Annotated in this window: 11 protein-coding genes; 3 read left to right on the top strand and 8 right to left on the bottom strand. The window is 59.2% G+C overall.

The window, feature by feature from the left end; translation table 11 throughout:
- Positions 1-191 precede the first annotated feature (191 nt).
- The gene (locus EM595_RS08030) at positions 192-869 is read left to right on the top strand and encodes a gamma-glutamylcyclotransferase (RefSeq protein ID WP_067430095.1); all 678 of its coding nucleotides are present in this window, start codon (positions 192-194) and stop codon (positions 867-869) included.
- A gap of 43 nt (positions 870-912) precedes the next feature.
- Here EM595_RS08030 and EM595_RS08035 read toward each other — a convergent pair whose 3' ends face one another.
- The 8 genes from EM595_RS08035 to EM595_RS08070 all read right to left on the bottom strand — a co-directional run bounded on the left by EM595_RS08035 (position 913) and on the right by EM595_RS08070 (position 9,897).
- A complete protein-coding gene (locus EM595_RS08035; protein ID WP_067435293.1) occupies positions 913-2,358 on the bottom strand; it encodes a serine/threonine protein kinase in 1,446 nt (481 codons plus the stop codon).
- Positions 2,359-2,393: 35 nt separating this feature from the next.
- Positions 2,394-3,344 (bottom strand): hypothetical protein, encoded by a 951-nt coding sequence (locus tag EM595_RS08040; RefSeq protein ID WP_067430097.1) that lies wholly within the window; start codon positions 3,342-3,344, stop codon positions 2,394-2,396.
- A 15-nt stretch (positions 3,345-3,359) separates the two neighbouring features.
- Entirely contained in the window at positions 3,360-4,133 is a 774-nt protein-coding gene (locus EM595_RS08045) for a PP2C family protein-serine/threonine phosphatase (RefSeq protein ID WP_067430100.1), read from the bottom strand.
- Complete coding sequence (gene tagH / locus EM595_RS08050; RefSeq protein ID WP_067430102.1) at positions 4,130-5,278, bottom strand: type VI secretion system-associated FHA domain protein TagH; 1,149 nt, start codon at positions 5,276-5,278, stop codon at positions 4,130-4,132. Before tagH ends, EM595_RS08045 begins: the two co-directional genes overlap by 4 nt.
- A gap of 32 nt (positions 5,279-5,310) precedes the next feature.
- Positions 5,311-6,009: a type VI secretion system-associated protein TagF gene (gene tagF, locus EM595_RS08055; RefSeq protein ID WP_067430105.1), complete on the bottom strand. Its 699-nt coding sequence runs from the start codon at positions 6,007-6,009 to the stop codon at positions 5,311-5,313.
- Positions 6,010-6,012: 3 nt separating this feature from the next.
- On the bottom strand, positions 6,013-8,118 hold the full coding sequence (gene tssM / locus EM595_RS08060) for a type VI secretion system membrane subunit TssM (RefSeq protein WP_067430108.1): 2,106 nt from the start codon (positions 8,116-8,118) through the stop codon (positions 6,013-6,015).
- Positions 8,118-9,338, bottom strand: coding sequence for a type IVB secretion system protein IcmH/DotU (gene icmH, locus EM595_RS08065; RefSeq protein ID WP_067430119.1), 1,221 nt, complete (start codon positions 9,336-9,338; stop codon positions 8,118-8,120). Before icmH ends, tssM begins: the two co-directional genes overlap by 1 nt.
- Positions 9,339-9,402: 64 nt before the next feature.
- Positions 9,403-9,897 carry an SH3 domain-containing protein gene (locus tag EM595_RS08070; protein WP_067430122.1) on the bottom strand — a complete coding sequence of 165 codons (495 nt, stop codon included), beginning with the start codon at positions 9,895-9,897 and terminating at the stop codon, positions 9,403-9,405.
- A 554-nt stretch (positions 9,898-10,451) separates the two neighbouring features.
- On the opposite strand from EM595_RS08070, the gene EM595_RS08080 reads away from it, so the two are divergent.
- Positions 10,452-11,675, top strand: a complete 1,224-nt coding sequence (locus EM595_RS08080) for a nitrate- and nitrite sensing domain-containing protein (protein WP_067430128.1) — start codon at positions 10,452-10,454, stop codon at positions 11,673-11,675.
- Positions 11,676-11,917: 242 nt separating this feature from the next.
- Entirely contained in the window at positions 11,918-13,168 is a 1,251-nt protein-coding gene (locus tag EM595_RS08085; protein WP_067430131.1) for a CmpA/NrtA family ABC transporter substrate-binding protein, read from the top strand.
- Positions 13,169-13,173: the final 5 nt, after the last annotated feature.

The following is a 13,173-nucleotide window of genomic DNA, read 5'->3' on the forward strand; positions in this document are numbered from 1 at the left end:
CTTTTCCCCTCAAGATTTCCCTTATGCCGCCGATGCTTTTTTTAACAGCTGTCCGGCGCGGTGCGGCTTGTAAGCGTGGCGCTAAATCGATTAATGTCATTAAAAGAAGGCGAACAATAAGCCGCCTTATTATTCAATTGACGGGAGAGCGAGTCAGTTAAGATGGCAGGCAGTGGCATAAGGAGGTTCAGATGTTAACCCGGGAATTTCTGCTTCAGGCAGACTGTAAAACGGCCTATGGCGACATAGAAGAGTCGCTGTTATTGACCTGTGAGCAACGCGCCGCCTCGCTGGCGGCAACCTTAGCCTGTCGACCCGACAATAGCCCGGTGTGGATTTTTGGTTACGGCTCATTGATGTGGAATCCAGTGTTTGAGAGCGAAGAAGCGGCGGAAGGGCTGCTGCAGGGCTGGCACCGCGCGTTCTGCCTGCGGCTGACCTCAGGACGCGGCACGGCCGCGCAACCAGGACGCATGCTGGCGTTAAAAGAGGGTGGCGCCACCACCGGGCTGGCCTTCCGGCTGCCCGAAGAGACGCTGCATGAGGAGCTGGCGCTGCTGTGGAAACGCGAAATGGTCACCGGCTGCTATTTGCCGACGTGGTGCGACTTAGCGCTTAACGACGGGCGCACGGTGACTGCACTGGTGTTTGTAATGGATCCGCGGCATCCGCTGTACGAAGCGGATTCGTGCCCGCGCACCATCGCGCCGATGATCGCCCGTGCCAGCGGTCCGCTGGGCACCAACGCCCAGTATCTGTTTTCGCTGGAGCAGGAGTTAACGCGGCGGGGCATGTACGATGACTGTCTGACCGATCTGGTGAGCCAGGTGCGTGAGCTGCAAACTGCCCATCATCATATGCAGGGCTAACGTTTTCTTCGCAACGGCCGCCGAACGGCGGCCGCAGAGGGTGTTACGAGCCTGGATTAATCAGCCAGGTCCCCGCTTTATCAATCTTCAGCGTCTGTGAGTGAATGCGATCCTGCGCATGCACTTCGATGGTGTATTCACCAGCCGCCAAATTCAGCGAAGCGTAGCCGCTGTTGCTGGGTTTAACGTCCATCGGCTGACCGTTGATCACGATCGATTCATCATGGCGCAGCTTAAGATAAACCGTGGCCAGCGCAGGTGGGCTGGCGGCGGTCGAGGGTTTAGCCGTTGGCGGCGCGACTGATGCCGTGTTGTCGCTGGCCTGTTGTGTATCGGCGGCGGGTGCCGGGCCGTGTCGATTAACACCAATTGCCACGGCGATCACTACCAGTGCCGCGATGGCGCTCAACAGCAGCAGCAGCTTAGATGGCCGTCTGGCGGTGCCGCGGTTCAGCGGTTCTGCCGCGGCGGCCCCGTGATTCACCGCCATAACTTCCGGCTGCGGCATCTCTGTTGGCATCATCTCAGGCTGGGGCTCTGCGGCGGCAGCCATCGGCGTTGGCCAGGTGTTGACCAGTTCCTGCACATCGCTAACCGGCAGATCGATCAGCGCGGCGAACTCATCAATACTTTGCGGACGCTGATCGGGCTTCATCGCCAGTGCCCGGTCGATGGCGTGCAGCAAGGAGAGCGAATAGCCTGCCGGCTGCAGATCGGCCAGCGGCTTGTAACTGTCTTCGATACAGCGCACCACGCTGACCGGCGGAGGGCTGCCCATGATCAGCGTATGCAGCACCGCGCCCAGCGCATAAATATCGGTCCACGGACCCTGTTCGCTGTCGCTCTCTTCGCTGTATTGTTCAATCGGCGCAAAGCCTGGCTTGAGCATGATCTCGGTTTCGTCAGATAGGTTGCCAATCTCTTTGCGCGCCGAGCCGAAATCCAGCAGCACCGGCAGCTGGTTTTCCTGAATTTGAATGTTATCCAGCGAGATATCGCGGTGCAGATAGCCCGCCTGATGAATGGTGCTGATAGCGCCAAACAGCGGCGGCAGCAGCTGACGAATCCACGCCTCGTTGATCTGCTCGGGGCTGGTAAGCTGCCACTCTTTCAGGCTCATGCCGCTGTAAAACAGCGTGCCCATATAAGCGGTGCCGTTCTCTTCCCAGAAACGCAGCACGTGCAGCAAGCCGGGATGATTAAAACGGGCCAGCAGGCGCGCTTCCTGAATAAAGCTGGTTAGCCCGGCGGCAAACAGCTTTTGATAGCGCTCGCTGCGCAGACCCAGCGACATATCATCATTGCGTATCGCCAGCGACAGTGGCATGTACTCTTTGATGGCGATGGTGCGCTCTAATAAATGATCCCAGGCGCGGTAGACGATGCCGAAGCCGCCGCCGCCAATCACTTCTTTAATCTCAAATTCATTAAAACGGTGACCCGCCGAAAGGGCGTTCGCCATCGTTTTTTGATTCTCATTTGCCGTCATAAAAGAGACTCTCTGAGCACGCGTGATAGGCTGCATTAGTTAAGGCTACGCCAGGCGCCGATAGCCGGATCGGCGAGATCGGCATGCAGCGCGTCAATTAATAACAGATTAATTTTTTGGTCAGGCAGCCACAACGGGCTCCAGGCCTTACGCACCGCATCGGTTCGCACCTTCAGTGCGGGCAGATCCTGCGCCGCACTCTTGTTCATTTTTACCAGCAGCGTGCCGGTAAAATTCCAGACGTGCAGGGTGGAATTAAACGGCAGCACCAGCCAGCTATCGGGCGCATCCGCTTTGGTCACTACCATGCGTTGATTGTTGATTGCCACCACCTGCAGCTTTTCGTTGCCAATGCGCAGTTGGGTAATCGGATAGCCTTCAAAGAAGGTCACCGGCACCGGCGTCTGTTTGCCGTCGCTGGAGAGTGTCAGCTGCGTGCCGCCTTCCAGCCAGCCTTCGGTGGAGCAATGCAGCGCCTTGTCGTCAGGAATAAACAGCGACTGGCCGTTTTCATCCCACCAGGTGCGGAAATGGCAGCCGCCCGGCAGGTCGAAATGTTGCAGCGGCGCGCTGTCAGCGGGGCGCGACAGATCCAGCGGCGCGGCATTCTGCGCCACGGCGTTGGCGGTAGCGTCAGCGGTGACAATCGGCCGCCAGTTTTGCAGCCGGGCCGCCGTACCGCTGGCCAGCACCGCGCCTTCTTTATCCATCATCTGCCAGGGCAGTTCATCCAGCTTGCCGCACTGATTAGCCAGCAGCGTGCCGACGCGCGGCAGAAAGCTGTTCAGCTGCTGCGATTCCCGGCTTTTGCCGGAGACAATACGCAGATGCAGCGTCTCCTGACACCAGTCGGCTGGTGCCTTGCTGGCGACATTATCAATGAAAACTTCCAGCGCCAGGCTGGGCGAATAGACCACGCGATAGTCTTCGGCATGAACAGCAGCGGCAAAAAACAGAGAGAGCACGCCGGGCAACCACAGTTTCATAGCTTTCCTTGGGTATTAGCGCGGCGGCAAAAAGCGCGCCGAATCGGTCGGTGAATGCAGCAGCGTCGTTTCCTGGGGTGACCCAATCCACACGGCTACGGCGCTGAGGTTATCGCTGATGCTGCTGCGATTTACCGCCTGCTGCATTAGCGTTAGCCACTGATCGCAGGCGGTGACCATGCGCAGGGCCTGCTCCATTTCGGCACTGGTCAGGTTCAGCCAAAAGCCATCGGTACAGACCAGAAAAGCGTCGCCATCCTCCAGCGACACCAGTTCGCTGTAGCTCGCGTCGCGCGCGGCGTCGGCACCGAGCGCATTATAAAGTAAATTGCTGTTAATACCGGTATTTTCATAGCCCGCGTCTTCCAGCTGCTGCGCCAGGCTGTGATCGCGGGTAACGTCGCGAACAAAACCGCGGCGAAAGTGATAGACCCGGCTGTCACCGGCATGCGCCCACCACGCCAGCTGCTGTTCACGATCGATAAACAGCGCCGCCAGCGTGGTGCTCATACGGGAAAAATCGGGGTTAAGCTGCTGCGCGTCCAGCACCGATTGCTGGCAGGCGACAATGGCGGCGTGCGTATGCTGCGGGCTGAGCGGCTGCTCGCCATCCAGCGCCGCCAGCAGCGTATCGCGCACCAACTGGGCAGCGCGGTCGCCACCCGGCAAACCGGCAACGCCATCGCACACTAAAAAGCAGGCGCTGCGGTCGCCGAGCATCGTGCCGGTGCGATCCTGATTGTCGTGACGGGCACCCTGTTCCGAGGTGACGGCATAACTGATTTTCATGACTCATCCGCCTGCGTTTGTGAATCTTTGTACTGGTTAACTTCCACGTCATACGCGTGCAAAAAGGCTTCGCCAAACAGGGTATGAAAGTCGTCTTCGATTTCCCCGGCGGTGCGCTGATAATGACGCGTAAAGTTATCCCACATGGCCGCTTTACGCGTCACCGACAGCGGAATTTTTGAATAGAGGCCTTCCGCTTTTGCCTGATCTTCCAGCCGCTGGGGATTAAACGATTGCAGCATAGCGGCAATGATGGCACGAATACCGGCGATCATGCCCAGCTGATGCGCCTGCAGATCGACCAGCGCGTCGCGCACCGCCTGTTCCGGCTGCATGAAGCCCGGCATTTTGCTCTGATACATCTGCATCAGCACCGTTTTGCCGGAAGGCAGAATTTTAAACGGGTTATTGGCCTCGTTGAGGATCATGGTCATCTCAGCCTTGACGCCACGCTTGAGGATCGAACGTGACGAAAGCAGCGCCACCGTGCCCTGTGAGAACAGGCTGAGCATGCGGCCAGTGGTGCGCATCTGCTCTTCTGTGATGGCGGCATGGTGGCCTTTTTCCAGCCCCATGCCCTCTAAAAAGGCCTGCATCAGCACGTCGGCACTGTCGGTGGATTCACCAGGCAGACGGGCGCCACGCGGTGGCAGCGGATCGATATCCAGGCGTGCGGCGGTGTTGCGGCTGTGGCGCGCCAGGCTATCACTGAGCTGGAGATCGGTAACGATCGGCGCCATCTCCTGCAAAATGCCCAGCGGATCGTCCGGCAGCGCGTCATCTTCCGCAAACAGCGCCAGCGGATCATCGCTGTGCTGCTCCGCCTCATCGGCGCGCGTTGGGTCGGTCACCGCTAACTGGTAATCACCAATGGTCAGCGCATCGCCATGCTGCAGCAGCACCTGCCGTCCGCGCTCCAGCGGCAAGCCGTTGACCACCACCGAGGTTACGCTGCCACGGTTGGTGAGTCGGCATTCTCCGTCATTAGAGATGTGCACCAGCGCCTGCAAACGGGAGATGGCGCGGTCATCATCGGGCAACACCAGATCGTTGTCCTGACTGCGGCCAATGGTGCCACCGGGCGGCAGGAAATCAAACGCCTGAACCGGAAGCTCCGTTTTACTCTGCACTATGGTAAATCGCATGATGTTTCCCGCAATAAGAGGCTAAACAGACGCTATTCAAACATCGGTGGATAGAGTCCATTACGACCCGGCTGCGCGCCCGCGGCCGGGTGAAAAAGCAATGAAAAAAGCTGAGCGGTCAAGGCACCGCTGTGTTTATGGGTGGCGTGCGCAAAGCCGTCACTGCGGTTGCTCCACCAGTAGCTCAGGTGCTGCTGCGGCTCAAAACGCTCCGCCACTTCACGCCAGCTCAGGGTACAGGGCAGATCCTGATAGCCGATCACATCCATAATAGCCGAGCGCGCATGCTGAGGTACCGGCAGCGGCGTCATCTTGTTCAGCAGCAGATCGAGCATGTCGGGTGCCAGCTTTTCGCGCACCGCGCGCAGCAGCGTATCGCCCAGTTCCTGATACCATTCACCGGCAATGCTCAGCTGCGCCGGATGCCAGTCGCTGAGCGGAAACGACTGTATCGCCAGCAGCGGCCAGGCGCGGCCAACGCGATCGCGCGAGGGCAACAAACAGCCCATCTGGACGCGCTGCGCACCGGGGCGCACCGGCAAGACAAAGTTCCAGACCGGGGCCGCCAGAAAGTGCTCGGTGGTGCTCAACTGCTGTTCGTGCCAGGCCAGCAAACCCTGCTGAAACCAGTTTGACCAGCCGGAAACCATATTCTCAGCAATCCGACGCTGGAGAAAATCGCCAGTGGCGGGAAGCTTGCCATACCATCCTGGTGCGCGTCGCTCGGCCATTACCTATTCCTGTTTTCTCAGTGCTGATGCATCAGTCGCGACCGATGAAGAGAGCAGACGAGCGTCGCCCGCGCCTTGTAAATTATCCGCCAGCTTGCGCAGCATCAGGGTGTTATCACGCGCATAGGGCGATGACTGTATCTGGCGGTCCAGCAGCTGGCTGAGGTGCCAGTCAAGCTGCTGTAGCTCGCGCGCGCTGACGTGAGCGGGCAAGGTGCGCTGCAAATTGAGCATCAGCCAGCCGCGTAAAAATTCGCCATCGTAGTTGCGCGGCTGATAGAGCATCTGATAAGCACGCAGCGCGTTGCGGCTGTAGTCGCTGTCATCACCGCGATCGTTACGCAGGATATCGGTGATCTGCTGCGCGACGCGCGGCAGCAACAGCGACTTCAGCGCGTTCTGATACACGCCCCAGGCGGCATCGCCAATCTGATTGCCGCGATAAAGCCCGGCGCGCACGGTCAGCGGCGGCGCATCAATAGAAAAATGGTCCGACTGCGGCAGACGTACCAGATTATTCAGAAAGGGTAGCAGATCAAAAATGTTATCGGCGGGCTGCTGCATCACCTGACGGCCCTGCGTGGTCAGTACCGGCACGCGTTGTGCGACCTCATCAAGGAAGCGCGCATTCTGGTAATAGCTGGTCAGCCACAGGCCGGTCATGGTGGTCAGCGCCGCCGCCAGCACGCCGTAGCCGATCCAGTGCAGCAGCCGATTGCGGTGCTCCCAGCTACGATTGCTTCCGGCGAGGCCGGACTCGGCAAAAATCAGGTCGCTGAGCAGATCGCGAATAAAAAAGCTCTGGCCTTTGTTACCCGGAATGGGCGCGGCGCGGTTCACCGAATCCCACGAGGCGATGGAGTTCTGGCGGTCCTGCGGCAGTTGCAGCTTGCGGCTCAGCTCGCCCATGATGCGGTCAAACGGCAGACCTTCCTGGGTGCCGCTGGTAAAGAAGATACCGCGCACTGACCAGGCCACCGCGTCGGGCGCGGGGGAGAACACCACGTCCAGATATTCAGAAAGCAGCGGCCGCAGCGAGGCAAATTCCTGCGGATAAAGGAAGCAGTCGGCGCGCTGGCTGAGATCGTTATGGGTGGTCATCTTTTCCGGTAACTGCTGCATCAGCTGCTGTTCAAGCAGGTGAAACTGCGTGGTAAAGGTGCGATGCCAGTCGCTGGCACCGGCGCGTGACGGATCCCAGTCAAAAGTAAAACCGCAGATCTGTTCACGCTGGCGCTTATCCAGCGCGCCGTAGTAACACATAAAGCCTTTCAGCAGGTCAGTTTTGGTCACCATGACATAGACCGGGAAATGAATGCCGGTCTGCTGGTGCAGCTCCATCATGCGGTTGCGCAGCATCGTTGCCTGAGAAAAACGCGCCTCGGCCGACTCGCTGAGCAGGTCGGCCACGCTGATGGTCAGAATCACGCCGTTGATTGGCTGGCGCGCGCGATAGCGCTTCAGCAGGTTGATAAAGCTTTGCCATTCGGCGGCATCGCGGGCACGCATGCTTTCCTGCAGCGCATAGCGGCCAGCGGTATCCAGCAGCACGGCGCGATCGGTAAACCACCAGTCGCAGTGACGGGTGCCGCCCACGCCGCGAATCGCGGTTTTGCCCATGCTGTCGGTCAGCGGAAAATCGAGTCCGGAGTTAATTAGCGCGGTGGTTTTTCCGGCACCCGGCGCGCCAATCACCATGTACCACGGCAGTTGATAAAGATACTGGGCGTTAAAGCGATCCAGCCAGCTGCCTTTCTGGCGGCCAAACTGGGTCTGCTTGAGCAGCGAGGCTGCTTCATTAAAACGCTGGGTTAACAGCTCCTCGGTGGCCATCAGCTCTGACTGCGCCTCCGGGGTCTGCTGCTGGATATTGTTGAGCAGCTTGCTATTAAACCAGGCGCGATAGAGCGACGGGATCAGCTGAAACAGCACCCACATAAAGCAGAGCAGGCCAATCAGCATTTGGCGATTGATCGCGGGTTCCAGCGGACGGTTGTCGTTAAAGGTCCAGAGCGGACCGAGCATCCAGACCACTATCGCCAGCGCGGTAATGCCGATGCCGCTCCAGAACAGACGATGAGAGAGCAGGGATGAAAAAACGCGACGCATTATTGAGTTCCTTGCGCAGGGGCGCTGGCAGGCTCGGGCGTGGCAAACAGCGTGATCTCCACGCGGCGGTTACGCGCCCGATTTTCGCGGCTGTCATTGGGCAACATGGCGTTGCTGTCGCCGCGGCCTTCGGCCTTGATTTGCTGCCCGTGATCGAGCTGCTGGCTGAGCAGCTGAGCAATGGTGTGGGCACGGGCGTGCGAAAATTCAAAATTAGAGGGGAAGCGGCTGTTTTGCGGCGCACTGTCGTCGGTATAGACCGACACCAGAATGGTGCCTTTGACCTCTTCCATGGCGGCACTGACGCGCATGACCAGCGCCCGACCTACCGCATTAAGCGAGGTGCCGCCAGCATCAAAGATCTTGTCAGCAGGCAGGATAACCTTGCTGCCAAACGCGCCGTCGCTGACTTCAAGTTGGCCCGCGGCCACCACATCATTCAGGCGCTGGCGCAGATTCAGCAACGCCTGCGAAGAGGCGGATCGCCGCATGGCTGAAGCCTGCGGCAGTGGCGTTTGATAAATGCTGCGCAGCAAGGGTTCGGCGGCGCGACCCAGCCGCCAGTTCAGGCCGCTGTAAATTAAACAGGCGATCAGTGCGGCAACGGTGGCGCAGGCCCACAGCGGCACCGGTGGACGCCAGCTGTTGGCTGCCAGCCGCTGCACTTCAACCTTGCTGTGCAGCGCGCTCTGCGCTTTTTCGCGCGTTGCCTGAATCAGCTGCGCCAGCCGCTGGCGAATAGCGTCACACTGTGCACGGCCACGTTCGGCACCGCGATAGCGGCCTTCGTAGCCGAGCAGCAGACAGTAATGGATTAGCTCAAGCAGCCAGATATGCTGTTCCGGCGACTGCGAAATGCGCGACAGCAGCTGAAAGAATTTCTCGCCGCCCCAGCTTTCGTTGTGAAAGGTCACCAGCATGCCGCTGCCGGACCAGACGCCGCGCGTGCCCCACGGGGTTTGCGCCGCCGCCTCATCCAGCGCGCTGCACAGGCAGTAGCGCGCCCCCACGATGGTTTCAAAGGGAACGCCGGCCTGTTTGCAACGGTTCTCAAACTGGCGCAGCTCGCTGATCAATTGCTGACGCAGCCCCGCCGGATCGTCGTGCGTGGCCGCCAGACGAATCTGTACAATGGCGTTCATCAGAGGCGCGGCGGCGTTAAGGATAAAATTATCTGCGCTCGCGGCTCTGGTGCTTAACGCAGTAGGTTCCAGCGTCATGAATAAATAGGTTTCCCGGCGGCAGCTGTTTTTTGGACAAAGGATTCACGGGCACGAAGGCCGGTTAGTCGAGAATCCAGGTGGCGTTATCGTTACGGCAGGCTTTGCTGGCACCGCCGACATCAACGCAGACCTTCTGTTTAGCACCGCTGGCGCGTGGACGCGGACGGTCGCTGCGCACGGTGGCATCATATTTTGCTTCGGCCACGCCGGCTTTTAGCGGCACGTAGCCAATCATCTGGCCTTCCGCTTCATCGCTGATCGCCAGCCAGCTATTTTCCACCCTGCCGAGCACCTCAAAGGTTTTGCCATTTTCCAGGTAACGCACCACTTTGCCGCTGTAGGCCGGAGTGGTCATCACCGAAGCATTGTACAAGGCGCGATAAGTCTCGTTCACCGGCGTAAAGGATTGCGGAGCCGCAACGGCATAACGGTGTACCAGTTTCACACCCTCAACTTCGCTGGTAACCAGCGTATCATCCGTTAACGGCGGCGGTGGCGCTTTACAGCTGGCTAAGGTGAGCACGGCTAACAATGTCAACGCGAGACTTATTTTCACTATGATCCTCGTGATTTCATCAGGGTATCTGGACAATTTACGTCAAAAAGTCGCCAAAAAGCGCCGAATAAGGGTGAAAATCCAGCGATGACAAACAGCGAAAACGGGACGCAAAATTACTCAGTTTTACATAAAGATAGTGCGGCATTCAGTCTACATGACACTTTTGGGATTTGAAACTATTGCATGCGTTCCATGAACATGATAATTCGACCCGGTATAAAAGGGGGCCAGGCGAGCAGGCACGCGGCCAGCAGCCGTGGTTTAACAAAATTAATGGATGGACTTAACGCCAGGTGGCATTTGTGCCGCTACTCGCTACTTACTGGTAACGCCACTGCCTAATTATCAAGATGCACTTAAGCATTATGCGCCATTTTTAACCAGAGGCCAGTCAGCGATCACGGCAATTATTTCGGACAAAACCGCCACCGCTGCGCCTGTTTTACTGCACTTTACCCGCTGAATAACCCTCTGAACGCTGCTGTTTCTGCCAGAGAGGCATGACTTTTGCTTGCCCTCCAGTCAGTAACCGATCATCACAGGAGCAGGCGATGTTACAGGCAGCAGATTATCTTATTGCCTCACAACAGAGTGAAATGGCCAACCTGGCGCAGCTTCGGCAAACCGGACGCTTTATCAGCCAGGTTAGTCAGCTGGTGCATCTGCTGCAGCGCGAGCGTGGCGCGTCCAATATCTGGCTCTGTTCGCAGGGCACGCTATTTGCCGATGCGCTGGCGCTGGCCGAACAGCAGGTTAGCGCGGCGCTGCTGCAACTGGATGCGGTGATGCCCGCGGCCACGCCACACGCCAGTCACAGCCGCCTGTTCAGCCGTATCGCCTGTGCGCTTTATGGACTTGATTCCCTGACGGCCCTGCGTCAGCAGGTTCGTGAGCAGCGCATCAGCCACAGTGACGCGATGGCGGCGTTTAGCCAGGTGATTCATCAGCTGCTGGCGCTGGTATTTGAAGTGGCCGACAGTGCCGACGAGCCGCGAATTTCGCGTGCGCTGACCGCGCTGTTCAGCTTCATGCAGGGTAAAGAGCTGGCGGGACAGGAACGGGCCACCGGTTCAGCGGGCTTTGCCGCCGGCGTGTTTAATGCCCAACAGAGCGACACCATTGTGGCGCTGATTGAGGCGCAGGAGCGCAGCTTTGGGCTGTTCAGTCAGTTTGCCGATGCGCAAAGTCTGCACCACTGGCAGCAGATGGCGGATGCAGACGGCGATATTGAGCGGCTGCGGCGCATCGCCTGCACGCGTGGTCACAGTGAAAACGGTGCGCTGCGCTGGTATCAGGCGCTAACGCGACGCATTGACGGCATGAAGCAGATTGAAGATCGGCTGGTGACCGCGCTGATGGCCTGCTGCGAGCTGGCGATGGCTGAGGTGCAGACGCCGCAGGGCGCGCCGGTACCGCCGGTGCCCACGCCGTCCTCTGAGAGCTGGCACGGTTTCTGGCTCACTGGCAGCCAGCCATCCGCAGAGAGCGATGCGTTGCCGCAGCCCGGCGGGCGTTCGCTGCTGGCGCTGGTGCAGGAGCAGGCGCAGCGCTTACAGCGCCAGAGCGATGAGCTGGCAGCGATGCGCGAAACGGTGCAGGAGCGCAAGGTGATTGAACAGGCCAAGGCCTGGCTGATGCAGCAGCATCAATATGATGAACAGCAGGCGTGGCAGACGCTGCGTAAAACTGCGATGAATCAGAACAAACGGGTGATCGACATTGCCCAGGCGCTGCTGTCGGTCTCGGCAGCACTGAGCGCAGCGGCGCGGCGCTAGCTGCACAGCCAGCGTGCGCGATCTGCGTCACGCTGGTGCATTCAGCCTCCCGACGCGCGTTAAGCGCCGCGCCAGCAGGGCTTTTTACAGCTGGCACAGCCTTTGCAAGAAGATAACGACAACACGACACGCACTTGTTTCGCCAACGGCGGTGATACGAGTGCTTTGGATAAAGGCGTCCATTCGCATGCTCCGGCAGCGCGAAGGACGCCTTTTTTTGTCTCTTTTTTTCGGGAGCGATGATGACGAAAGCAACGGGTAGCTGGTCAAGACGGCAGTTTCTGCTGGCAGGCGCGGTGACGGGCGGCAGCTATATGCTGCCCGGTTTGCGCAACGCAGTATGGGCCGCCGGTTCTGACGCACCGGAAAAAAGCGCGCTGCGCGTCGGGTTTATTCCGCTCACCGACTGCGCACCGGTGATTATGGCCGCGGTAAAAGGCTTCGATAAGAAATATGGCCTGCAGCTGCAGCCGAGCAAAGAGGCGAGCTGGGCGGCGGTGCGCGACAAACTTACCTCCGGCGAGCTGGATGCGGCACATGCCCTCTACGGCATGATTTATGGCCTGCAACTGGGCGTTGCCGGTCCGCAGCATGACATGGCGGTCTTGATGACCCTGAACAACAACGGCCAGGCGATCACGCTATCGCGCCAGTTACAGGAGATGAAGATCACCGATGGTGCCAGTCTGCAACGCGCCATCGCCGCCAAAGAGAAGGGCAGTTACACCTTTGCTCATACCTTTCCCACCAGCACCCACGCGATGTGGCTCTATTACTGGCTCGCCAGCGCCGGTATCAATCCCTTTACCGACGTGCGCACGGTCGTGGTACCGCCGCCGCAGATGGTGATGAACATGAAAATAGGCAACCTGAACGGTTACTGCGTGGGCGAGCCGTGGAATCAGCGCGCTATCAGCGACAACCTTGGCTTTACCGCCACCACGTCGCAGGCGATCTGGCCCGATCATCCCGAAAAAGTGCTGGCAACGCGGGCTAACTGGGTGGCGGAGCATCCCCATACCGCCCGTGCGCTCACCGCCGCGGTGCTCGATGCCGCGCGCTGGATCGACGCCTCTGAGGCGAACCGTCAGGAAACCGCCCGTGTAATCGCCCAACGCGCCTGGATCAACACCCGTGTTGAGACTATTGAAGGGCGCATGCTCGGCCGCTACGAGGATGGTCTCGGCAAACGCTGGCAGGATGCGCACCCGATGCGCTTCTTTAATGACGGCGCGGTGAGCTATCCGTGGCTCTCCGACGGCATGTGGTTTTTAACGCAGCAGAAACGCTGGGGCCTCCTAAAGCAGGATCCCGATTATCTGGCGGTCGCCCGTCAGGTCAACCGCATTGATATCTATCAGCAGGCGGCCAGCGCGGTCGGCAACATCAGCGTGCCCGCCACGTCACTGCGCAGCAGCACGCTGTTTGACGGCAGCGTCTGGGATGGCAGCGATCCTGCCGCCTATGCCGCCCATTTCGCGATTAAACGTTGAGGATT

This window comes from Duffyella gerundensis (genome assembly GCF_001517405.1).
In the GTDB taxonomy this organism is placed as follows: Bacteria; Pseudomonadota; Gammaproteobacteria; order Enterobacterales; family Enterobacteriaceae; genus Duffyella; species Duffyella gerundensis.